The 24510-nt window shown below is 40.2% G+C and carries 16 protein-coding genes; 1 reads left to right on the top strand and 15 read right to left on the bottom strand.

Annotated elements, in window-relative coordinates:
- Positions 1 to 336: 336 nt before the first annotated feature.
- From wecB to ACO1PF_RS10005, 4 genes are all read right to left on the bottom strand, one after another.
- Positions 337 to 1464 carry a non-hydrolyzing UDP-N-acetylglucosamine 2-epimerase gene (wecB, locus tag ACO1PF_RS10020; RefSeq protein WP_423188914.1) on the bottom strand — a complete coding sequence of 376 codons (1128 nt, stop codon included), beginning with the start codon at positions 1462 to 1464 and terminating at the stop codon, positions 337 to 339.
- 163 nt (positions 1465 to 1627) lie between these two features.
- Entirely contained in the window at positions 1628 to 2554 is a 927-nt protein-coding gene (locus ACO1PF_RS10015; protein ID WP_423188913.1) for a glycosyltransferase family 2 protein, read from the bottom strand.
- A gap of 34 nt (positions 2555 to 2588) precedes the next feature.
- The gene (locus ACO1PF_RS10010) at positions 2589 to 4022 is read right to left on the bottom strand and encodes a lipopolysaccharide biosynthesis protein (RefSeq protein ID WP_423188912.1); all 1434 of its coding nucleotides are present in this window, start codon (positions 4020 to 4022) and stop codon (positions 2589 to 2591) included.
- A gap of 30 nt (positions 4023 to 4052) precedes the next feature.
- Positions 4053 to 5105, bottom strand: coding sequence for a glycosyltransferase family 2 protein (locus tag ACO1PF_RS10005; RefSeq protein WP_423188911.1), 1053 nt, complete (start codon positions 5103 to 5105; stop codon positions 4053 to 4055).
- Positions 5106 to 5374: 269 nt separating this feature from the next.
- On the opposite strand from ACO1PF_RS10005, the gene galE reads away from it, so the two are divergent.
- Complete coding sequence (galE, locus tag ACO1PF_RS10000) at positions 5375 to 6388, top strand: UDP-glucose 4-epimerase GalE (protein WP_423188910.1); 1014 nt, start codon at positions 5375 to 5377, stop codon at positions 6386 to 6388.
- A 765-nt stretch (positions 6389 to 7153) separates the two neighbouring features.
- Here the strand turns inward: galE and ACO1PF_RS09995 are convergent.
- The 11 genes from ACO1PF_RS09995 to ACO1PF_RS09945 form a co-directional block, all read right to left on the bottom strand.
- Entirely contained in the window at positions 7154 to 8203 is a 1050-nt protein-coding gene (locus ACO1PF_RS09995; RefSeq protein WP_423188909.1) for an acyltransferase family protein, read from the bottom strand.
- A gap of 347 nt (positions 8204 to 8550) precedes the next feature.
- Positions 8551 to 9576: an acyltransferase gene (locus ACO1PF_RS09990; protein WP_423188908.1), complete on the bottom strand. Its 1026-nt coding sequence runs from the start codon at positions 9574 to 9576 to the stop codon at positions 8551 to 8553.
- A gap of 245 nt (positions 9577 to 9821) precedes the next feature.
- Positions 9822 to 10514, bottom strand: a complete 693-nt coding sequence (locus ACO1PF_RS09985; RefSeq protein ID WP_423188907.1) for a GDSL-type esterase/lipase family protein — start codon at positions 10512 to 10514, stop codon at positions 9822 to 9824.
- 425 nt (positions 10515 to 10939) lie between these two features.
- Complete coding sequence (locus tag ACO1PF_RS09980; RefSeq protein ID WP_423188906.1) at positions 10940 to 12022, bottom strand: acyltransferase; 1083 nt, start codon at positions 12020 to 12022, stop codon at positions 10940 to 10942.
- A 419-nt stretch (positions 12023 to 12441) separates the two neighbouring features.
- On the bottom strand, positions 12442 to 13428 hold the full coding sequence (locus ACO1PF_RS09975) for an acyltransferase family protein (RefSeq protein ID WP_423188905.1): 987 nt from the start codon (positions 13426 to 13428) through the stop codon (positions 12442 to 12444).
- A gap of 158 nt (positions 13429 to 13586) precedes the next feature.
- Positions 13587 to 16379, bottom strand: coding sequence for a glycoside hydrolase family 16 protein (locus tag ACO1PF_RS09970; RefSeq protein ID WP_423188904.1), 2793 nt, complete (start codon positions 16377 to 16379; stop codon positions 13587 to 13589).
- A 79-nt stretch (positions 16380 to 16458) separates the two neighbouring features.
- Positions 16459 to 19629 carry a hypothetical protein gene (locus ACO1PF_RS09965; protein ID WP_423188903.1) on the bottom strand — a complete coding sequence of 1057 codons (3171 nt, stop codon included), beginning with the start codon at positions 19627 to 19629 and terminating at the stop codon, positions 16459 to 16461.
- A 14-nt stretch (positions 19630 to 19643) separates the two neighbouring features.
- On the bottom strand, positions 19644 to 20981 hold the full coding sequence (locus tag ACO1PF_RS09960; protein WP_423188902.1) for a glycoside hydrolase family 30 protein: 1338 nt from the start codon (positions 20979 to 20981) through the stop codon (positions 19644 to 19646).
- Positions 20982 to 21159: 178 nt separating this feature from the next.
- Complete coding sequence (locus tag ACO1PF_RS09955) at positions 21160 to 21987, bottom strand: carbohydrate ABC transporter permease (RefSeq protein WP_423188901.1); 828 nt, start codon at positions 21985 to 21987, stop codon at positions 21160 to 21162.
- A 2-nt stretch (positions 21988 to 21989) separates the two neighbouring features.
- The gene (locus tag ACO1PF_RS09950) at positions 21990 to 22904 is read right to left on the bottom strand and encodes a carbohydrate ABC transporter permease (RefSeq protein WP_423188900.1); all 915 of its coding nucleotides are present in this window, start codon (positions 22902 to 22904) and stop codon (positions 21990 to 21992) included.
- Positions 22905 to 23139: 235 nt separating this feature from the next.
- A complete protein-coding gene (locus tag ACO1PF_RS09945; protein ID WP_423188899.1) occupies positions 23140 to 24495 on the bottom strand; it encodes an ABC transporter substrate-binding protein in 1356 nt (451 codons plus the stop codon).
- Between the last annotated feature and the right edge of the window lie 15 nt (positions 24496 to 24510).

Here is a 24510-nt window from a genome sequence, read left to right as displayed (position 1 = left end):
TCGATATTAAATAAAAAATCACTTTTATAAAAGAAGCCAAAATCCTTTTATCGCTGATCCAATAATCATTAAATATATATGATAATAAGATAGTTAAAAGTACAAGGCCAATGAAACTCGCAATAATCTTGTATTGAAACTGAGAAATTTCAAATTTTCGCATTAGTATAATTATTAATACACTCATCGCTAATGTAATATCCCCAAATGATGAATACAGTATAGTCCAATCACTTATTAGAAAAGTAGTGGCGACAAATAACAAGACTGCATAGTTGAAAAGATTCGGAGTGAAATTGTTGACTCTATTTTCATTCGATAAGAACCTCACTTCTTTCACTCCTCTTTGTTTAAGAATGTATTTATAGCTCTAACAATTCTTCCACTCGCTAGTCCATCTCCATAAGGATTAATAGCTTTAGACATCTTCTTGTATCGTTCTTTATTGATAATTAGTTCATTCACTTCTTCTATTACTCTCTTTTTATCTGTTCCGATAACTCTCAACGTTCCTGCGTCTAAACCTTCAGGCCGTTCTGTCTTGTCTCTCAAGACTAATACCGGTATATCAAGCGCAGGGGCTTCTTCCTGCAAGCCGCCAGAATCGGTTAGTACTAAGTAGGCTTTGCTGATGACCTGATGAAAGACATCCACTTCAAGAGGTTCTATCAAGTGGATCCGTTCGTGGTTGCCCAATATTTCTTTGGCTAACTTTTGAACGGTCGGGCTTAAATGAACTGGCAACAGTACTTCTACTACTGAGTGTTCATTTACTACTTCCAACATCGCCTCAAAAATATTAGTCATAGGCTCGCCATAATTTTCTCTTCGGTGTGACGTAAGTAAAATCCATTTCTGATTCGGTTTCGAATCCATCAAGTCCAGTGCCGGGTGTTTACTTTGACTGTCTCTGGTGTAGTGAATCGCATCAATAACGGTGTTGCCTGTGACAATTATCCGATTTTCATCTTTACCTTCTTGGAGAAGGTTCTCTTTTGTCGTTTCTGTCGGAACAAAGAAAAGATTAGTAATTGTATCTATCAACTGTCTATTTCCTTCTTCAGGAAACGGGAAATAGATATCATGTGTGCGGAGTCCGGCTTCCACATGTCCAACAGGGATTTTTTGGTAATACGCTGCTAGAGCAGACGCAAAGCTGGTAGTTGTATCACCATGGACCAAAACCATATCGGGTTGTTCATCGATAAAAATCGTTTCGATCCCTTTAAGTACATCAGCCGTTATATCTGAGAGAGTCTGATTCTGTCTCATGATGTCTAAGTCATAGTCCGGTTTGATATCAAAAACTTTCAAAACCTGATCCAACATTTCTCGATGCTGAGCTGAGACAATGATACACGATTCAAACTTCTCCTGATGTTTGTTTAATTCGAGAATGACTGGTGCCATTTTGATAGCCTCAGGTCTTGTCCCAAATACTATCGCAATTTTCTTTTTTTCCATCCTGTCTTTTCTCCATTCTGAAATTGTTCGCTTTATTTATAATTCTTTTTTTTGTTACACAATTACGATTTATTTTACCATAAAAAGAACCTTTACCGACAAACATTTCAGAATTGTCATAATCTGGTAAAGGTAAGTGTCTTCTTAGTCATATTTCATTTAGTTATTTGTTTAAACGCTGTTTCAGTCTTGCGGCCAGGACAAAGAGTTTATCTTTCAATGTGATGCTTTCAAGTTTTTTCAGTTGTTTCTTTCTTTCCGGGTTCACGTCGCTTTTGAGTAGGCCGTTGTAGATCGAAAGCAGCTGGCGTTTGATGAGCTGCTTCTGCTGATCAGAGTAAATTACTTTTTGATACTCCTTTTCCAGTGCTTCGAACACGTTGAGATAGGAATCAAAGGATCTCAGTTTGTGTTTCTTGGTGTGCTCCGTCATCGTTGAAGCGATGCGGTAACGGCGGTGATAAAAGTTGTTATCTAAGTAAGTCATTTTTTTCGTGTTCGCAAAGAGTAAGGTCGTGAAGTACTCGTCTTCGTGCAGGACGCCCTCTGGAAAAGCTAAGTTGTGTGCGTCGATGACTGTTTTCTTGACTAAGTACAGGCACGGTGACGGTGAGAAAGACTGTCTGTTTTTGATGACTGCTTCTTCATCTGTATAGAGCTGTTTATGTTTTAATGTACTGGAAAAGTCATAATTATTTTCGGTTATCAGTGCCTGGTCGCCTTCATAAAACGCCACACCATTAAAGCGGACCAGTTCGGCTTCTGTTTTTACGGCTTGATCCACTAGTTCTTGAAGAGCTTCTTTTTCCATCCAGTCATCTGAATCCATGAAGTAAATATATCTTCCCAGGGCTATTTTCAAGCCTTCATTGCGTCGTGTGCCCTGACCTTTGTTCGTTTTATTTTCGATCAGCTTGATGCGTGACCGGTATTGTTTAAGTAGGTAGACGGTCGCATCAGTCGACGCATCGTCCAGCACAATGATCTCTATGTTTTTGTAAGTCTGATTCATTAAGGAGTCCATGCATTCCTCGACATATCGTTCAACGTTATAGGTGGGGATGATGATGGACACTAATGGTTGCGTCATTTCCTTATTCCTTTCTTCTATATAATAGGGCGATTTATTTCATAGCGCGTGCGCGCTGTAACTCCAGTTTCAAACGTTTGAATTCGCCTGTTATCAGTAAGCCGACAACCCAGACGCTGACGAACACGAGCCCTTTGACGACCAGGCTCAGGAAAATATTCAAAGGTAACTCCGGCAGTAGCCAGAACGCGGCGACTTGCATGATTGCCAGGTACACTGGTTTGACTAACACTTTAAAGAATTCGAGCAGGCTGGACTGGAACATTTTGATGAGCAACAAGTAGTTGGCTTGAATCAGGTTCAAGCTGAACGATAAGACCAAGAAAGCTGCAACATATTCGATCTGTCCCATCAGGATCCCGATCACGATCCCGGTGACATTAAAAACGGTCGACAAGACACCTGAAAGCAATAACAAATCGGTACGGTTCCCCGACTGAAAGATGCCCCCAGTACTCGAGAGGATCATCTGGATCCAGATCGACAAAGCCAAGATTTGAAAGGCTAGGACACTGCCGTCCCATTGGCCACCGAACAGGAACAGGATCACTTCTTCTGCAGAGAAGAACAAAAAGACGGAAAGAGGCATGCCTAAAGTTGCCAGCAGATTGGAGATGCGCAGATAGACGCGCTTGATCCGGTCTTTTTCATCTTCGTAATCAGACAAGATCGGGTGAATCACAGATGTGACCAGACTGGTCAGCACCTGGTTCGGATACAAGGAGACCTGATAGGCTTTATCGTAGTAAGCCAAGGCGCTGGAAGAAAAATAGCGTCCGATTAGCAGGTTGTCCAGATTCCTGGAAAAGTAATTGATAAAGTTGAACAAGAACTGATTGCGTGAAAAGGCAAATATTTTTTTCAATGGAGCCCATTTGAATCTCAGGCTGATCTTCGTTTCGGTCTTTATGTAAAAAACAACGAATAACGTAAAGGCTTTAGCTGTATTGCCAATGATGATGGCATAGTAACTGAAGCCGAGCAAGGCGAGAATGATCGAGATGACGCCCGACACGGACGCGCCGATCACCACGGTGATGTTGACCAGTTTGAAGTTCTTTTCTCTCAGGAGTATAGATTGCGGAACGACCAGGATGCCGTAAAAGAACACCGCGATCGCCAAGATCCGACTGATGGGAATGAAGACGTCGTTGCCGTAGAATAGGCTCATCGGGTAACCCAGGAAGACAAAGAGAATGGCCAACCCGAAAGCGATATACAGACTGAACGAAAAGATGGAATTGACTTCTTCAGAGTCAAGGTCTTTATTTTGAATGATCGCCGGGCCTAAGCCGAAATCGGCCAGCAGCTGGAAGAAAACCAGAAAGATGTTGACGGCTGCGACGATGCCGTACTCTTCGGGTGTTAGGATCCGCGACAGTACCGCTTGCACGAGTAATTGCACCGTTACAATCGAATATTTACCTAAGGCGGTATAAAAAAGGGCGTTTTTAAATTGTTCCATCATAACGGCTGACTCCTCGGTTGTTTGTTCACTTTAATTTTTAAAAAAGGTTCTCACTTTACTGAAAACGCTGGTGTAACTTTTGGCGACTTGATTACGGCTTTTCATTAAATAGAGCGCCCGTTCAAAATTCTCCTGTTTGTAGGTCCATAGCAGTAGCCGTCTAAAGGGATTGTGGTCACTTTCTTTGAACGGCACCACTTTTTCCGGCCCAATGGTCTGCCAGATTTCTCTTAAACGCTCAACTTTCTCTTCTTCATTCAGCGGACAGTTTTCCCGCACTAAATTGGCTGTTTCCAGATAGATGGCATGAAAATACTCTTCACCGATCAAGTCATCAAATACATGTTCCTCGTCCCACTCTTTTACCAGTTCTTCAAAAGCCTGGGCAATTTTCTGCTCCATCAAATAACGCTCCGGACGGTAACGGTTCACTGATGAACCTTCGTGTGACACATAGTGATAGTAAGCTTTCCTGTTCACCGCTACAGCTGATACCTGTTTATACACTCCAATATTGAAAAGCGCATCTTGTCCTGTCGGCTGGTTCGTGAAACGGAGATGGTTTTTATCTAAAAAAGCTTTTTTGTAAAGTTTATTCCAGAGAGCATACGGGGAAAAATGATACACGTTTTTGAAGTGCTGGCGGAAGACCTTCTGAGTCGTCAACTGCGGAAAATTCGGTAATTTCTGTTCGCGGTCCTGTGGGGATGATGCGCTTTCCTGCGTGTAGCCAAAAATGACCAGATCTGGTTGTGTTTCTTTGGCCAGTCTGCAGTTGTCCGCCAGTAGATTCGGTTCAAAATAGTCATCGGGGTCCGCAAAATAAACGTACTTCCCGATCGCCTGATCGAGTCCGACATTGCGCGCCGGTCCAGACCCTTTATTTTCCTGATGGATCACTTTAATCAAGAGAGGTTCTTGTCTGGCATAGTCGTCACAAATTTCGGCAGAGCCATCGGTCGATCCGTCATCCACTAAAATCACTTCAGCGAGCACTTCTTTTTGATTCAAGGCCGATTCAATGGCTCGTACCAAATGTTCTTTCACGTTATACACTGGCATAATAATGGATACTTCAAACATAACTCAAGTCCTCTCTTTACTTCACTTCGGTTAATTATATTTTTCACAAATTACTATTGCTTATACTCCTTCAATCAAGGGCAATTATACCATAGTTTTAATTTATTACTGAAATTTTCATCTATTTTTTACATTTGTCGTTAGAGTTTAACTGTTTTGTTACCTCATGAGAATATTGATGCACAATATCCGGTATTTATGATACAATTAACTTAGTAAATATGTAAGTAAATTTTAGTAAATTTATAAAAATCAAAGGAGCGAATACCATGGCTATTTTAGTTACAGGTGGCGCCGGTTATATTGGAAGCCATACGGTTATCGAATTGGTGAAAAAGGGGTATGAGGTCGTGATCGTGGACGACTATTCCAATGCAAAACCGGAAGTCTTGAATCGATTAAAAGAACTCACAGGCAAAGATGTGCCTTTCCATGAAGTGAATATTTGTCATAAAGAAGCGTTGCGCGAGGTTTTTGAACAACACGACCTGGACGCGGTTATCCACTTTGCCGGATACAAAGCAGTCGGCGAATCCGTCGCTCAGCCTTTAAAATATTACAGCAATAACTTGAACGGAACCATCGTGTTGATGGAGCTTATGAATGAGTATAACGTCAAAAAAATAGTCTTCAGCTCAAGCGCAACAGTTTACGGCATGACGAATGAAGCACCGTTTACTGAGGATATGCCATTGTCGACAACAAATCCTTACGGTACGACCAAAATGTTCATTGAACAGTTCATTCAGGATCAGTATGTCGCTGACAACGCGTGGAGTGCCGCCTTACTGCGTTACTTCAACCCGATCGGTGCACATGAATCCGGCCGTATCGGTGAAGATCCCAATGATATCCCTAACAACCTGATGCCCTATATCACACAAGTCGCTGTCGGCAAACGTGAGAAACTGTCGGTCTTCGGATCAGACTACGAAACGCATGACGGGACTGGCGTCAGAGACTATATTCACGTGCTCGACTTGGCCAAAGGTCATATCAAAGCGCTGGAGAAAGTCTTGGCTTCCACCGGTGTCGAGGCGTATAACCTGGGCACAGGCAAAGGCTATTCTGTCCTGGACGTGGTCCACGCTTTTGAAACAGCGAATAACGTCGAGATCCCATACGAACTCAATGACCGCCGACCGGGTGACATTGCGACCAGTTACGCCGACGTGTCCAAAGCGAAGAACGCACTCGGCTGGGAAGCTACTTATAGTGTCGAAGACATGTGCCGCGACTCTTGGAATTGGCAGAAATCGAATCCGAACGGGTACGATGATTAAATAGACATTAGTAAAGCCGCCAGTGATGGCGGCTTTTTTCTTTATTAAAGTGCTTGGTTTGTTTATACTCACTTGTGCCGTTTTTTTGATGGGCATACTCGCATCGCTGCGAGTATGACCTACTTGGGTATGAAATTTAGTGATTCATAAGGAAAGCCTCCGAATTCGGAGGCTTTTTTCATTATTTAAGTTTTTGGTTGGTGGTTATCTTAAGGAGTTGGCGGTGAATGTGCGGATACTTCTTAAGATTAGACGGTTATCTTAAGGAGTTGGGGTTGAAAAAGGACTAACTTCTGACGATTCAGCGCGTATCTTGATGAGTTGAGAGTATAAATGACGCTACTTCTTAAGATTCGAGTACTCATTACTCCTATTCAGTCAAATAAAAATTATTTTGTCTTAAAGCAACAGAAAAGACCATGCTCGCAACAACTGCAAGCATGGTCTAGTTAAAGTGTAAAAGAATATGGATAGCATTCATAAAAAATCTCTTTAAAATCTATCCCCTTCTATCAATGAACTATGAACAAAAAACAACGCATCAACAATTGTATTAAAGCTCTTATACAGAATAAATTAGTTTAATTCTTTAAACTATAGCAATTCATTTTTTCTGAGCAATACCACATTGCTATTCTTCGATTAAACTTCTAAACTTCCTAACTCAAAAAATCGCATATGATGCTCCGATTGCATAAGCCCAATAAAAAGCAGTTAATTTAGTGCAAGAATCAATTCTATTCTGATCTACTTAATGAAATAATTTTACAGCGCATTGGCTTTAATTCTTACTTGGTTGGGGCTTTCACCAATCAAAATATTGATTTTTAATATTCTAAACAAACGTACAAAAACCATAGATAACAAAAATGAAATCATTGTAAATAAAACAGTTACTAGGTATGGGTTATGTTGAATATCTCGTATTGAATAAAATAATAAATAGATAATCATTGGGTGAAAAAGATAAATCCCAAACAAATCTAAATTTATTGTTTCTACTATCGAATTTTTTATTAAAAAGACTTCTGAAGCAAATACCGAGAAACTATATAGAAATACGGTACCAGAAGTAGCTGCTATTACTCTTAGAAACCAGTTTACAGTGTATCCAAAATCAATTTCAATGTGATACAGACTAACAAACATAATTAATAAAATAAATAGAGAAGAAAACATCACTAAACTTTTATTTGCAACTAAATTCACTTTATCTCTATGCTGTTGATATACATATCCCAAATAAAAATATAAAATATAGTAAGCAGTATTTCTTGCTTGAAAAAGATTTGGTATTAAAAATGATAAATAACCCACCAATAGAAGTATTGAAAAATTTAATATAGGCGAAAAAGAATGGATTTTATTCTCTAAAAAACCGAAAATAATAAATACATTAAAAATCATCACGGCATACCATAAGTGATTTGGTCCCCCTAAAAAGAAAACATTTCTCACAATAAAACCAAAAAGACTTCGTAATTCTCCGATAACTAATAACGTTGGTAATACATAGAACAGAGTGAAAAAGAAGTAAGGGATTAATAATTTCCTGGTTTTATTCATGATGAATGCCTTATTATAGGGGTGTTTTTTTCTTTCACGTTTTATATGATAAAAAACCGCTCCCGAAACTGCTATAAAGGCAGGCATATGGAAAAGATAAATAAAATTTGTAATACCAATTAGTAAATTTGACTGAACAGATATCTTTACTACTCCAGACGGGGTGTACATTCTTGTAACATGGGCAAAAACAACTAACACAATTAAAAAAACTTTCGTTGTATCAAATTCAATCATTCTGTTTTTCAAAAACATTCCCTCCTAATTAATATAAGTATACCGTTTTTTATTAAAAGAAAGGAATAAACTTTCATTTTATTTAAATGTATTGATAATAAAATCCGATGCTAGCTAAAATAAGATTCTTAAATCATATCAGATAAAATATTCGTTTAATAATTCGACCCAGATCAATTAAATATCTCCTGTCAGATGAATGCCATCCACCGTTTATTCGGACTTCAAACTACCTTTGCATCTTACTTTACTGCCGGTTATAATACTCGCAACGCTGCGAGTATTACCTACTTTAAATATCATTTGATCAAGTATACCCAAGACCCTAGTTCAATTTCAGTTTAACAAATGATTTGGTTCTATTGTTCCTCAAGCAGTTTTCTATTTGTAGTAGACATAATGGTTTCTTCCAAATTATTCATTAAAATACTTGCAAAATAAGATGTCGAAGTGACTACAATTAAAGCGGAAGCCATGTATAATATTGATCCGGAAGAAACTCCTGTTTCGTTCCATAACATTTTAAAAACAGCTAATATCAGCGCATGAGATAAATACATGCCATATGATACTTTAGATATTTTCAGCATCGCTCTTTTAAAGAGATTGTTCTTCCATTCGAAGGATATGATCATCATGAAGAATATGATCGATAGTACCATAACAGTTGGTCTCGTTGAAGTTGTTGAGACGCCTTTTCCTAAGGTGTCAAATGTAATATAGGCTTCAGCGAAAACAATTGATGCAGTTACTACAAATAATGATAATAATAAACGTGTATGTTTTTTTATGATGACAACCTTGGTGTTGAAATCGTTAGCAAACCAAATGCCAAAGACGAAATAAAACAGCCAATTGAAAATGTTCAAGGCACTATTAAATATTTCGATGTTAGTAACAACGGCAGCATATTGACTTAAAATCGTTACGATAAATGAAGCCAATAAAAAATTATTCAACTTTGCGTATTTATAAATAAATGGATAGACGATATAAAAGATAATAATTAGCGGAACATAATAAAGATGAAAATATGTCGTCCCAAATATCATTCCCTTGATCATTGCTACTATTGACAGTGACTCAGCAGTGTATAAGTAGTAGACTACGCTCCAACTCACATAATATAATATTATTTTGGAAAGCTGACTTTTCAGAAAAGACAAGTAACCCATTTTATATTTCTTGGAAACTGTTAAACCCCACCCAGATAATATCAAGAATATCGGAACGGCAAATCTGGATAACTGGTTAAAAAAGACAACAACGTTTAACGTGCTTTCGTTTTTTGCACCATCAATTGTAGAGGATGTGATATGGATTATAATGACAGCAATGATTGCTAATCCTCTCAATATATCCATTTCTTGAAAACGTTTATTCATAATCGTGCTCCCTTTTTTCTGACTAATTTATCAATTATAGTGGAAAAACATTATGAAATACATGCTTTGAGCGATTATGTCACAAAATTAATAAACACACATATACATTTCAGAAAGAAGAAATGTTTATTGCAATCATTTCATCTCTCTGAAAGTTTTAAGAACCTATTTTGATCTATAGTATTTCTTTGGCAAAGCGAGATTATATCGAAAAATAAAAAGAGCCCAAAAAAAAGACTCTTTACTCAATAAACATAGTCGTTTAGCATTTCAACCCAGACCATATAGGCATCTCCTGTTAAATGAATACCATCTACTGTGTATTCAGACTTCAAACCGCCTGCTTCATTTTTCAGAGTGGTCCCAATATCGATATAGATCAGCCCTTCATCTTCAGCCAATTCTTCGATACTTGAATTGAGTTCGTCTATCTCGTCATTATTTACATATGAATAGTTCTCTCTAACTGGAAAAACACTTTGAATGTACAGCTCCGATTCAGGCAATTCGGTGTTCATTTCATTGATTATACTTTGAATATTGGTTAACGTATCTTCTCGATCAACGTTAAGAATAATGTCGTTAACGCCAATATTCAAAAAAACCTTCTGAGGGTTCAAAGCTATTACGGTATCCATTCTTTCCAGGACACCCTGACTAGTGTCACTTCCGATTCCTCTGTTAACTAAATCGATCTCCGGGAACGATTCATGCCATAACGCTCTTTCAGTAATGCTATCCCCTAAAAACACAACATCACTTTCTTCTGCTCCTACTTTTTCAAAAAGAGTCGATTTCAGTTCGTATTGAGGATTAGTATGAGCTTCGGTAACTGGATCATTGTCTGTTTTACCCGTTCTAAATATGACGGAAACGAGCGATGCCAGTAAAAGAACGTTAATAAGTACTGACACCAATAAGATTTTTTTGTTATTCAATATGAAACCTTCCTTTCTTCTTTTAAAGACTACCATATTTTAATGAACAGACACGATTAGTTTGCATTAAACCTATTTTATTGTTTATAGATACCGGTTACACTTCTTAAAAATCGTTATTCATAAAGAAACCCTCCGGCATCGGAGGGTTTTTCCTTATATAAGCACTTGGTCGGTGGTTATCTTAAGGAGTTAACGGTGAAAGTGCATGTACTTCTTAAGATTGGGCACGTATCTTCAGAAGTTGGGGTAAAATCAGGACTCACTTCTGACGATTAGGCACGTATCTTAAGGAGTTGAACGTGGAACTGACCCTACTCCTTAAGATCGAATAAACTTTACTCATATCCAGCTAGAATCGGTATGGTTCGCTTGAAATAACTATAAAAAAGACCATACTCGCACCGCTGCGAGTATGGTCTTTTTTATACTTTTACTTCTTTTACTGATTTGTAATCTATTAATCTGGATACTGTTTTGTATAGAATTTTATATGAAAAGTTGTACATCGTTTTTATTACAACTGATAAGACCCAACAAATTATAAATACAATAACAGTATACCCAATCATTTTTAATATTATCAAGTTAGCGTTAGATCCAATAATATCTTCTATTATGCCAAGCTCTCCCCATAGTACTTGTCTAAAAGAACTTTGTTCATGTATTAAATATATTCCAAATACATACGTTGAAGCTAAATTAATTTTAGGAGATTTAATTTTCAACATTTTGAAATACTGAAATAAGCAATAAGACATTAGCATGACTAACGGAGAATTATAGGAAAGCATTCTACCGATACCACCAAACCAATAAATCACCAGAGAAATAAATACTGCCAAAACGATATAAAGGAACAAATATGTGTTTCTTTTAAAATCTTTAATCACAAAATCATATTTTTGGAGATAAGCAGCTAACATATATAGAAATACAAAGTAAACTAGCCCGTATCCAGATGAAACACCAATAAATTCAATTGGATAAATAAATTGCCAAACACTAAAAATCAAGAATGATATGACTAATAAATATAAGTGTTCCTTTTTGACCATATTATCAATCAATATGTTTAAGAAAGGCGATATAGCATAAAGTACGAAATATACAGTTACAAACCAATACTCCCCCGTCAGCACAGAAAATAGTGAATTCAACAAAACAACAAAATTAAAATCAACAACTCCTATCATTACGTTGACTAGATAAATAACTGTAGAGAAAAAACTTACTTCTAAGAATAATTCAATTAATTTGCTTAATTGAAATTTTGATTTTTTTGAAAAATATCCACTCATCAACACATACAAACTTACCGCTATAATAGCTAATGTTCGAATAAAGTAATAAATCAGTTCGTTATAATCAGATAAAGAAACGGATACATCGATATAATTTTGTATTCCATGAGTCCCAATGTGCAATACTACAATCATATACATTGATAAAACTCTTAATAATTCAAAGTTAGAATCACGAATTTTCATTTTTGTTTCATTCGACATAATAAGCCTCCTAATCATATGATTTAAAGTGAATTTATTATACCATTCCATCTTACTTTTATGCTTATATTAACACTCTCTTTACTGCTATGAACATACTCGCACCAGTGCGAGTATGACCTAAACCGGTTTTGAAATTTATGAATCATAAGCTCTTAGTCGGTGGTTATCTTAAGGAGTTTACGGTGAAAGTGCACATACTTCTTAAGATTGGGCATGTATCTTCAGGAGTTGGGATAGAATCAGGACTCACTTCTGACGATTAGGCACGTATCTTAAGGAGTTGAGCGTGGAACTGACCCTACTCCTTAAGTTCGCGTAAACATTACTCATATCCAGTTAGAAAAGGTACGATTCGCTAAAAACGACTATAAAAAAGACCATACTCGCACCGCTGCGAGTATGACCTAAATTAAATATCATTTGGTTGCATCCGAAAGTTTCCGGTTCAAGTAATTATCGAGATAGTAAAAACCGATGCCGGAAAGGATGGGAACTGTCAGGAACAACATGATATAAACGATCCCGTTGAGATCCGGTAACCATCTACTGATGAACCAGAAATAGAACATCTGCGTCAGGAAGATATGAAACGACGCCTCGCCAATCAGAATAAAACTTTTTTCCAAGACTGACTCCTTTTTGATGTTGAAAAATTTCATGCCCAAGATAATCAACAGCAGCACATAGAAATAGGCCGGTGCGTGCTGACTGTGCCAGTACTCTTCTATTACCAGTTCATAGTTGAAATAATGTACGGCTGTAATGTAACCAAAACTCAAGGCCGCCGGGAGCAATAACCAGTTAAACGTTATTCTCGTTTTAACGAGTGAGAACCAGACGCCTAACGTTACTGAAAAGATGTGACGAATGATCAGTAGCCGGTATAAACTTCCTGAGATGTCCAACCAGTAAGTTGCTAGATCAATGAGTATGCTCACAAAAAATAAAATGATCATCATTTTAGTGGGCTGCTTTTTCAGGATAAGATATAGAATGGGTGCCAGTAGCGTTGCCTGCACAATTACTGGAATGAAATAACTTCCGGGACCATACCCACCGACAAAGAAAGAGGTTAAAAGGTCCACTATGTTTGTCTTGTCAAAATAAAAAAATTGGATCAGAATTTGTGCGAACCAAATAAGCGTGAACGGCAAGAGTATGCGCTTTGCTTTTTTAAGAAGATACTGCTGATTATAGATCTCGGATAGCCTTTCATATCCTCTTTTCGTAAAGGAATTTGCAGAATTGTAGCCCAATAAAATCATGAACACTGGTACTGTTTGCCAAATATAGTATGGGGCTAAAATAGCATAAAGCGTGTCATTGGATAAACCGTGAATGAGTATCACTGATATGATTGCCAATGCTTTGATAAAATCTATATTGTAATTTCGTACAGTCATAGCTCACCTCTCTCATAACTATAGAGTATACTGACTTATGACGAGATAGACAACTTGCACACATGTAAATCAAATAAAAAAACTCCTTCCAAGACCTGCAGACGACTGGATAATCGGTCTGTGATCTTAAAAGGAGCTTTTTTATTTAAAGCCTGTTACTATCTTTTTCTTTTAAAGAATTTGATGCCTGCGCCACTTGTGACGCCAGTTAAGCCGAGCGCGCCAACTGTCCAGGCTGCTGTAGCTGTTTTTGGTAATTTCTCATTTTTAGCATCATCTTTAGCTTCTTTTTCTTCTTCTTTCAGTTTTTCTCTAGCTTCTTTTTCTTGTTCTTTTAGTTCTTCTCTAGCTTCTTTTTCTTCTTCTTTTAGTTTTTCTTTAGCTTCTTTTTCCTTTTCTTTTAGTTCTTCTTCTTTAGCTTCTTCTGGATCTTCTTTATCCACTGGTTCTTCTTCAACTGGCTCTTCATCCACAACGAATTCAACTGCTCTTAAGCTGACGTTGTCAAGTGTTATGGTATAAGGAACATCTAATTCCTCATCATTCGGAAGTCTTCCGAATCCGAATAAGAGTTGTAAGTCTGCATCGTCTGCAATTTCTACAATGGCTTCATAGGTATTCATTTCTTCATTGATAGTGAAGTCCATGATATCCAAGCCTGAATCTTTCAATTCAACGCGTACATTTCTTTCACTTTCAGATGCCATGTCGAAAGATAGTTTATAGGTACCGCTTGGCACGTTGACATTCTGGAATAACTGGATCTGCCACCAGTCCCAGCCGACTTGTTTGATTTTAGCATTCAATACTTCATCGATCACTGAAAATTCTGCCAAACCTGCCCAATTTTCATAGTCACCTTGGTTATGGGTATTCCATGTCAATAAGTTCTGAGAATCACCAAATTCAGTTGTTTGTTCAAATGTGCCATCTTGGATCAAGTTATCACCAATATAGACCCATTCGCCATCTTCTTCATCAGGTGTTGGTTCTGCGGGTATTTCTGCAACAGGTTCTGCCGCTGTTAATGTCACGTTATCAAGTGTCATCAAGTAAGGGACAGTTGGCTCTACTTCAGTGTGCTCGCGTCCGAATCCGAATAATAGTCTGCTCGACCCGTCTGCTCCCACATGAAAAACAAATTCTTGCGTTTCTTCATTGTCATTCACTGCAAAGGTTTGGATGCCTTCACCTGAATCAACAAGTTCGACGCGCATGTCTCTTGCTTGTTCTGAACTCATATCAAAAGCCAGTTTGTATGTGCCTTCAGTTAAAGTCAAATCCTGGAACAGCTGGATCTGCCACCAGTTCCAGCCGACTTGCTGGATATCAGCGTTCAAGACGTTGTCCACAACTGAGAACGCTGCTTTACCGCCATTTGGATCGAAATTGGCTAAATTGAACACGTTCCAGGTTGAGATGTTGTCAGGATCGCCGAAAGTCGTTGTATCATCAAAGCTTCCGTCCACGATCAAGTTTTCGCCGACTGCCTGCCAGTTTGCCGGGGCGCGATCCAAACCGTCATCTGGTTCTGGCTCTTCCTCGACATCAGGGTCTTTAGGTGTTGGCGACTTGTCATAGTCAGCATTGGCGTCTTCATAAACTCTGACATAATCCACTTCGATCTGGCCTGGGAACTCTGTTGTTGCATCCGGTTCACCACCATACCAGCCACCGACTGCCAGGTTCATGATCATGAAGAATTCCTGATTGAACGGTGCGGGATAAATGCCGTTTTCAGTGTGCCATTCGCTTGTTTTGTAATACAACTCATCATTCACAAACCATCTGATCTCTTCTGGTTCCCATTCGACACTATACGTATTGAAATCAGTGGTTCTGTTTTCTCCTGTAAAGTCATAGTCTCCGGCACTGTAGGTATTTAGAGGCCATTGCCCTCCGTAGTGGATCGCTCCGCCAACTAAATCTGTTGCTGATCCGCGGTTTTCCATGATATCGATTTCGCCGGATGCAGCCCAGCCACCGTAAGTATCATCTTGTGGCATCATCCAGAAAGCCGGCCAGTAGCCTTGTCCTCCTGGTAATTTCATGCTCGCTTCGAAACGACCATAGGTTTGACTGAAGAGTCCATCAGACATGATTTTTCCGGACGTGTAATCGTAAGTACCGTGCTCATCCGTCACCTGTTCTTCTCTAGCTTCAAGAACAAGCTTGCCGTCTCCGACCGTCACGTTATCTTCATGATAATATTGCTTTTCATTGTTACCCCAACCGTTGACCCATTCGTCTCCACTGAAGAACCCATTGCCCTCATCGATGCGCCATTTCGTGAGATCCAAACTTTCGCCGTCGAATTCATCGCTCCAGGTCAGCTGCCAGTCTCTTTCTCCTGTGTCAACGGCTGCCTCGCCCAGTGATTTCAGGGAAACATTATCGAATGTCAAGGTGTGTTCTTCTTCAGGAGTTGTGTGACCGTCAAACTGCACGTTTCCAAGTAAGTATTTAAAATGTGCGGTCGCTGCCTGAATGGTTTCAAACTCATGCGTAAACGTTTGCATATCTTCTGTTATAAAAAACTCTTCCTTAAGGTTGCCAAGTAGATCGGTGTATTCTACAACTATCGGACGTGCTACTGTTGATTTTGCATCAAACGATAACTGATACCGCTGATTGGCTTCAACTGCAATGCCTTCTTGGGACAATTGTGTCGACCAACTGATCGGAATGTTCCATTCAGGATGCATACCAGCAATGCTGTGGACCGTTACCTGTGCCTGCTCGTCCGTAACTGCAAAGGTCGAATCGCCGCCTTCACCATTCCATATCGCCCAGCTGTCAGTTCCCTGACTGAAGTCTCCATTTTGCATCACAGAAAGTTGTTCTGCTGCTTCCACCGATATGACAGCGTCTTCATTTTGAGTCTGGTTTAAAATTGCCGGACCCATCAATAATATTCCGCATATTACGGCAACGCTTCTCTTGTTTTTCATCTGTTTCCTCCGTTTTTGATAAATTTTTTATAAAAATAGAGAAGGCTCTACACCTTCTCTATTCATTTATAAACACAAATTAACTTAACGTAACAGTGATATTTTTCACTTCTTTGTTTCTGATTTTTTCTGCCCAGGCTCCGGTAACACCCTTTTCATCAAAGGTTTCTGTTTCACCGGATTTCAGCGTCACGGCATAAGCTACGGGTTTGACACCGTCTTGGCCGTATGTTGCTTTGGACGTTTTATTTATATAAGTTACCTTGATTTCGCTGAACAAGGTGAATTCTATTTCTCCATCAGAAAAGAAGTCGGCCGGCAGTACTGGATTCAGTTTAAAGGTCAACTCATCCGCCATCATGAACGGTGTTTTACCGATAAACATTTCTACCCACATGTTCAAAAATTCAACGGTCGAGCCGCTGAGTCGAGCTACAAAGCCTTTACCGTGCAGGCTTTCATCCGGATTGGCACTGCTTGCAATAAAGGATGAGTTTTCAATGATGCTTCGTCCATAGACTTTCGGATCATTGAAGACGACGAGTCCTGTTTTGATTTCTTCAAAGAATTCATCGTACAGGCCTAATTTGACCAGTTCAAGCAGGTATTTGTAAGCCATATGCAGGAAAACAGATTCATTTTCCAGCCAGCCGGGTGTAAAGAATTTGGCTCGACCCAGTTCGATCGGTTCATCTTTGATGCTGGCACTGGTTTTGTACATGCCCAGTTTTTTGTCATACAAGTCACTGGCTTTCACTTTGCCGTACAAATCACGCGCTTCTTTGGTGTCGCCGGAGATTTTCATCTTCTTGACGATACCTTCTAAAAACGGTGTGACTGGGTGAGGTTTCATCTCAACGATCTCTTCTCCATCATTAACAATGGCTTCAAAGTAGATGTAGGTCGGGACAAGTTCTGTACCCAATCCCTCCACGTTTGCTACCGCTTTTGTCATGACTTTTTCAAACAAGTCGATGATCTCAGTCGTCACGTCTTTGGATACTGCCACCATTTCATACGTGCCCACGCCTACGATCGACTCACGGTATGCTTCACGCACGCCGGTCAGTGCTTTCCAGGCATCCATATCCAATGCCTCACTGTTTCTCAAGACGTCTCTTAAACTCATCAGGAATTCAGCTGCTTGTGCAGGCAGGGTAATCCTTTGTTTGTTTTCGACATTTGTCAATCGATCAGCCAGACGTTTAAGTTCAAACAGTTCAGATGTACCGGCACCAAACATGCCCGGCAAACCATTCATGGCGTCGTTCCAGCCGGGTTTGCCGCCTTCCATTTCCACACCGAGACCATAAGGTGCCAGGGTCGAGACTTTATTGGCGGCGAGCAGGATCAACTTACTGAACAAGCTGGTTTCGACCGGTTTACCGGTTTCTTCTGACTCGATCCATAAGCGTTCACCTTTAGCTTGTGCTTTAACGATCTTCTTGTCGACTTTAACGGCATCATACTGACGCCAGCCTAACTTGCCTTGTTTCAGTTTGTCACTCAGTGGACGGACCGATGCGGGACTGTTGAAGAAGCGGTAACCTCCGCCGAAGAAAGCTTCGTCTGCTTTGTCCGGATAAATGGCCAGATAACTGTCGACCAAGTCGAGGTTATAGGTCCAGTGATCGCTCCAGAATCCTTCGCCGTGTTCGGCTTCCAGTGATTCTTTGCTGGCACTCAAGATATCTGTCAGGAATGCTTCAAACACTTTCGTCAACTGGATGTTTTCTGTTTCCACAAATTTTTTCAAGCTGCCGGGCGTGAAGCCGTCTGCAGCTTTCTCCAGCCAAGCATCGCTTTGTTCTGCTGTGAAACCATACTGTTTGAAGTCAAAGGCTTTGTTTTCGAGTGTATACTTGACCGTTTTGATCGAAAGCGGGTTGTAGCCGTCCAGTTGAATCAGGCTCATGAACTGACGCAGGTTGCGGTCCGCCACTTTAGGTTCAAAGAACGTGTCCAGTCGTCTGTTTTGATTCATGTCACGGTAATTCCCGTTTCCTTGTGAGTAATACTCCGGTGAGATGGAGAAGAAATTATAATCACGTTCCAGATCACCATGTTTACGTGAGTATAGGTAAAAGACTTGTTTGGCCTGATCGTTTTCAAAAACGACCGGGAAACCGCCGCGGATACCGTTATCCAGATAGTTCTGTTTCACGTATGCATCAAAGGCTTTATTGGCCGTTTTGGTTTCCACACGATCGGTAAATTCTTTGGCCAGTTCAAAAGCGGAAGCTTTATATTCAGCCAGTTTGTCTAATGAAATGTGAGAATCCAAAAACTCAGCTGCCTGTTCTCTGTCTGACGTTTGACCGAACACACTGGTCAAGGTCATCGATGCGTTACCTTTTAAGTCAACTGCAAATGGGGTAAACGCACAACTCACTTTGTTGGTTCCGATCTGATTGGACGTGTCGAATGCCGCTTCGTTATAAAACCCTTTTGGATTCTGTAGCGTCAAGTCATTTTTAAAAACCACGTCACGGTCGAATATCGGTGCAACAAAGCTCGCTTTGTTGTTAGCATCGAGTAAAGAGGCGTAGAAATTACCTTCATCATTCTGATCCACTTTGGCATCATCGGCTGTACTCCCACGTAGGAAGTAATAAGCAAACGAGTCATTTTCGACCGCAGCATCGAACCAGCTTTTGAATGTGTTGGAAATCGATTTGTAACCCGAGTCGTCAACGTGAGCCGGGAACATGCTTGCCAAGCCGTCCAGTCCTTCGAGTGACAACGGTTTGTCTTCTAGATTGGTTATCTTGACTTCACGAATAAGACCAGGGATCGCTTGATGCGGCAAGGTATAGTAAACCACTTTTATTTCTATCCCTAAGTGTTTATGGGTGTGTGTCAGTTCCAGATGATTGTCTGAAATGATCATGTCATCCTTGATGTCGTCACTTTCTTCGTTGAACGGTTCGTAATGGAACGTTTTATTTGAACTAGTTTCTTTTGAACTAGTTTCTTGTGAAGCATTTCCTTGAGAACGCGTACCTTTCAAAAAGGTACGGAACCCTTGTGTACCAATATACTGGTAAGCCTTGTTTGCCGGCAGGAACTCCAGCATGGCGTTGTCTTTATTTTCAACGCCGAAACTGGCCATCCCCTGCCCTCTATTGACATAAAATGCCCAGAGAGGAATGCCGTCTGTTCCGGAGATCCCGGGCAAGAAACTGGCAAACGGACTTGCCTGTTGGAAATCTTTAATCTGGAAGCGCCCGTCTTCTAATAGTTTATACACGTTTGTCAACCTTTCTATGTCTGTTCAGCTACGACAGTTGTGATGCTGTGCGCCGGTATGTGAACTGTTACTGCTTCATTATCTGTTTTTACGGTTAAATCTGATGCTTCGTCTGTTTCGTTCAAAAGAACTGTTGCAACCGATCCGTCTGCGTTTTGGAAAGCAACGACAGCTAGATCTTCACCATTCATTTCGGTGTGCACGCGTTTCGCGCCGGGTTTAATAAATTTGCTCAAATGACCAATGAAATAATACGAACTGTTGTAATAAACAACATCTTCTTTTGTATCTGCAATGACTGGTGCATCACAGTAGTTACCGACGTGGTTAGGTCCGCCTTTTTCATCCAAGACGATGTTCCAGTCCAGGAAGCCTTCCAACCAGTTGTTCATGTCACCCATAATATTCCTGGCGTAACGTTCACCGGTGTGCCATGCACCTAACTGCACGCCACCTTCGATGCAGCCTTCAGTAAAGATCAGATGCTTGTCCGGATACTTGTCGTGAACTTTTGATAGTTCTTCAAAATCTTCTGACATGTACCAGTGGTTCCCGATGCCCCAGACAGCTTGGTTGGCTGCGTCATCTTTCAAGACCGTGTCTGCACGTTCGAACATGATATCGCGGTTGTGATCCCAGATGATGATGTTGACGTCCAGATTATCTTCCTTGAAGACGCGAGACAACACTTTGACCATCTCGGCTTCTTCTTCAGCGGTATATTCACAGGAATCCCATACTTGCGTGGCGGCCGGTTCGTTTTGAACGGTGATGGCTTCAATATCGAATCCTTTTGTCTGCATTTCTCTCAAGTAGCGGGCGATGAACTGTGCCCAAAGGGTATAGTATTCTTTTTTGAGCTTACCGCCATGGTTACGGTCACCGTTCGTTTTCATCCAGGCAGACGGGCTCCACGGTGACGCAACAAGTGTCAGCGGTTGACCGGCAATTTCCTGGGCACGACGCAGTGTCGGCAGGACCCATTTTTCTTCATGGTCCAGGGAGAAGCTTTCAAGCTTTTCGTCGTTTTCTTCAATGTAGTCGTAGTGTCCTAAAGAAAAATCACAGCTGGCAATGTGTAAACGTCCCAGTGTGTAGCCTAAGCCATCTTTGGGGTCATAATACGCTTGTAAGATGCTTTCCTTCTTGTCTTTTGGTATTTGATCAAGTGTATAGGTCGCGGCCTCAGTCAAAGCGCCGCCAAAACCCATCCAGGTTTGATACGTTTTGTTTGAGTCAACCGTCAACTGCTTGTTGGACGGTTGATCTTCTGAAGTTTTTATAGAAACAGGTTGCCAGAAACTGTTGTCTGCTTTCACAGATTGAACAGCTGTCACAGTACGTTTCGTCATCTATTTCATCATCCTCCACGTTGTAGTTGAGTGTAAAAATAATTCGTTTTTCCGTTTGATTTCGAGTATAAATATAGTGATTCGAGCTGTGAAATCATGACTTTTCGGTCAAATTTTTCACAAAAAAAGTACTATGCTCTACAAAACACATAGATGATAGTACTTTTGATGTCCAAGCTTATCCTTTTACCGCACCTGCAGAGATACTGGAGATGATGTATTTAGATAAGAACAAGAAAGCAACCATGATAGGCACCACGGAAATAGCAATACCCAAGTAAATTGCACCTAAGTTTTGAGCAACCGGTGATCCTTGTAATTGTCTGATCATGATCGGTAAAGTGTACAGTCTTGGTGAACGAATGATAACTAATGGGAACAGGAAGTTATTCCATGAACCGATAAACGTAAAGATTCCCATTGTCGCAATCGCCGGACTTAAAATCGGTACCACTAATCGGTGGAACATGTATGTTTCACCGGCGCCGTCCATTCGACCGGATTCCAAAATAGACATCGGCATTGAAGTGATCAAGTATTGTCTAAAGAAGAACACGGTAAACGGTGCTGCGATTGCCGGAATGATCAAAGGCCAGTAGGTATCTAAAAGACCGAATGTACTTGCTAAATCATATAAACCGATCAAGCCAAGTTGTCCAGGAACCATCATCATGACGATAAACGTGACGAAGATGACGTTTTTGCCTTTAAATTGATAGACCACAAGGGCAAAGGCTGTTAAAGCTGAGAAATAAGAGTTAAGTACTGTTACTGAAACAGCAATAATCAAACTGTTTCTAAAACCGACCCAGATACTGATATAACTCTCGAGTGTTGCGTAGTTTTCCATCAAATAGCTACTTGGTACAAGTGAAAACCCTCTTATGATTTCAGAGTTTGAACGAGTAGCATTCACGATCATCATATAAAAAGGGATGAAACAGATGATGACTAACAAGATGAGGAAGAAATAAATCACGCCTCTAGCTATTTTTAAATTTCTCATGATTATTTCTTCCCTCCATTCTTAACTTTCACTTGACCGCGGTACATTGTTTTAAAGGTGATTGCTGAAAAAATGATGGTTATGATAAAGAGTCCGTAAGCAATCGTTGCGGCGTAACCGAAGTTGCTGTAACTGAACCCTTGATTGTAAAGATATATGACCATCGTGTTCAACGCGCCTCGGGGTGCTCCTCTTCCATCTGTTAAAAGCAGTGGTAAATCGAATATCTGTAACCCACCAATGATCGATGTGATCAACACATACAGTAAAATAGGTTTCAATTGAGGCAGTGTTATTTTAGTGAACGAATCCCACCAGTTAGCTCCATCAATGAAAGCTGCTTCGTAAAAATCTTTTGGAATACCTGAAATACCAGCCATCAGAATGATGAACGTATTCCCAAACCACATCCATGCACCGATCAAAGCGACTGATCCTTGTGCCATCACTGGATCATTTAGCCAGTTGATTGGGCGATTGATCAAGCCTAAGCTAAGTAACATTTGATTCAGTGCGCCGTAGTTCCAGTCCAGTAAGATGCTGAAAAGTAATGCCACGGATGCAATGGTAATGATATTCGGCAGGAAGAAAAGGGCTCTAAAAGTATTCAAACCTTTCAACTTCAACCGTAAATCAGAAAACAGTAACGCTAATCCCATAGCAATAGTAATTTGAATAGCGAAGTTCGCTCCCCAAATCTTAAGGGTATTAAAGAATGCCTGGAAGAAGAAATCATCTTGAATCAGCCGTCTATAGTTATCCGCACCAATAAAATCAGCGTTCTCAATTCCGCCCATCCCTGTATAGTTTGTTAGGGAGTAGTAAAACGTAAGTAAAATGGGATAAATATTAAATGATAGAAACACGATAACGAATGGAGCGATGAAGAAATAAGCCCGATTGTTATTTTTAGTCATAGTAATCTTTTCCTTTCTATGCTAAGAAAAGCAGGTCAAGCCGCTCAGATACTCTTGAAAAATAGAGAAGGAAACCCCGAATGAGCATACTGCGCAATGGGTTCCTTCATCTTTTTTCATGAGGTGTCTGGCTTTAACTGCTAGACACTACTAAGTCAAAAACTTTACTTTTCTACTTTATAAAATATAGGGGGGGCGCTAATTAGCTTAGCTCGCCCCCTATGTGAATTTTTTATTATTCAGGAACTGTGATTTGTGGATATGCGTTTTGCACTTCAGCGTAGAATGATTCAAGTGCTTCATCTCTACTGTAGCTGCCATCAACATATGAACCAACAGCTGCTCCAAACATTTGCTCTAAACGCTGATCATAACGTGTAACGTTACTTGCATCAATGTTTTCTGCTTCTGCTAAGAAGTAGTCATAATGGTTTTGTCCGCCTAGGAATTCATCTTCATATCCTTCAGAAATTGTATCCATCACTGGTTGATAGCTCAATACATCTCCAGTTTCTTGAACCCATTCTTCCAGGAATTCTTCGTCGTGGACTAACATTTGGATAAATTCGAATGCCAAATCTTTGTTTTCTGATCCTTCATAAATACCGATCCATGTTCCGCCACCGAAGTATGATGATGGACCACTTGTAACTGCCCAGTCGCCTGCAGTTTCAGTTGCATCTGTTTTAAGAACGTGAGGTAAGCCCCATGATGGAAGTGACACACCGAATACTTCTGTCATACCATCTGAATCTTCTTCCATCTCATCCCAACCAGCGTTGTATGTGATTGGTTCATTGAATGATGCGAACCAAGCTGGAGACCATGCTGGTGCTAATGCTGTATATTCGTTGTCTCTTAATTCTTTTGCGTAGTCGAAGTAAGACATGCGTTCGTCTGTCATCACTAAGTTTTCATCTTCATCGACCCAAGGTTGTGGGTTATTTCCCATTGTAAATGGTGAAACAGATCCTTCATCCGGGAATAAGCGGTATCCAGCTTGTTTCAATTGTTCGCCGGCATCCATTAACCCGTCCATTGTAGAGAACTGTTCTGCCATTGCATCTGGATCGTCTGTTCCAAATACTTCTTCAGCGATGCTTCTACGGTAGAAGATTCCACCTGGTGTTACCTGCCATGTTAAAGCTTTCATTTCTCCATCTTGACTGCGTCCTAATTCCCAAGCATATTCAGGATAATCATCTGACCAATCTTCAACGCCAAATTCACCTAGGTCTGCCCAATAGTCTTGTTCTGCCCAGTCAAGCAGGTAAATGATTTCAGCTGTAAATAGGTCTGGTGCACCACTGCCTGATTCAAGAGCCGGACGTAATGTATCTACGTAGTTTTCAGTAGGGATGATTTGTAAGTCGATGTTTACGCCGTGTCTTTCTTCAAATACATCGATTGGGTATTGTAATTCGTCTGTAAATGAGTTGATGACTAAATCGACTTCGCCACTGTCTGCGGTTGTTTCTGTATCGTTACCCGTGTCGCCGGTTTCAGCTGTATCTCCGTTATCATCTGAACCACAAGCTGTTAATAGAACTGCTCCACATAATAAAGTTGCTAATTTCCATGAGTTTTTCATTGTCTTCCTCCTAAT

Origin of the sequence: Alkalibacterium sp. f15, from assembly GCF_049389645.1 — a bacterium.
Taxonomy (GTDB): domain Bacteria; phylum Bacillota; class Bacilli; order Lactobacillales; family Carnobacteriaceae_A; genus Alkalibacterium.
This window is presented reverse-complemented; position numbering and strand designations above follow the sequence as displayed.

Excerpts from the sequence above, each read along its gene's own strand:
- ACO1PF_RS10005 (WP_423188911.1), bottom strand. The coding sequence starts at position 5,105 with ATGTTTGAAGTATCCATTATTATGCCAGTGTATAACGTGAAAGAACAT.
- ACO1PF_RS09970 (WP_423188904.1), bottom strand. The coding sequence starts at position 16,379 with ATGAAAAACAAGAGAAGCGTTGCCGTAATATGCGGAATATTATTGATG.
- wecB (WP_423188914.1), bottom strand. The coding sequence starts at position 1,464 with ATGGAAAAAAAGAAAATTGCGATAGTATTTGGGACAAGACCTGAGGCT.
- ACO1PF_RS09955 (WP_423188901.1), bottom strand. The coding sequence starts at position 21,987 with ATGAGAAATTTAAAAATAGCTAGAGGCGTGATTTATTTCTTCCTCATC.
- ACO1PF_RS09990 (WP_423188908.1), bottom strand. The coding sequence starts at position 9,576 with ATGAATAAACGTTTTCAAGAAATGGATATATTGAGAGGATTAGCAATC.
- ACO1PF_RS09980 (WP_423188906.1), bottom strand. The coding sequence starts at position 12,022 with ATGTCGAATGAAACAAAAATGAAAATTCGTGATTCTAACTTTGAATTA.
- galE (WP_423188910.1), top strand. The coding sequence starts at position 5,375 with ATGGCTATTTTAGTTACAGGTGGCGCCGGTTATATTGGAAGCCATACG.
- ACO1PF_RS09960 (WP_423188902.1), bottom strand. The coding sequence starts at position 20,981 with ATGACGAAACGTACTGTGACAGCTGTTCAATCTGTGAAAGCAGACAAC.
- ACO1PF_RS09945 (WP_423188899.1), bottom strand. The coding sequence starts at position 24,495 with ATGAAAAACTCATGGAAATTAGCAACTTTATTATGTGGAGCAGTTCTA.
- ACO1PF_RS09975 (WP_423188905.1), bottom strand. The coding sequence starts at position 13,428 with ATGACTGTACGAAATTACAATATAGATTTTATCAAAGCATTGGCAATC.
- ACO1PF_RS09950 (WP_423188900.1), bottom strand. The coding sequence starts at position 22,904 with ATGACTAAAAATAACAATCGGGCTTATTTCTTCATCGCTCCATTCGTT.
- ACO1PF_RS10010 (WP_423188912.1), bottom strand. The coding sequence starts at position 4,022 with ATGATGGAACAATTTAAAAACGCCCTTTTTTATACCGCCTTAGGTAAA.
- ACO1PF_RS10015 (WP_423188913.1), bottom strand. The coding sequence starts at position 2,554 with ATGACGCAACCATTAGTGTCCATCATCATCCCCACCTATAACGTTGAA.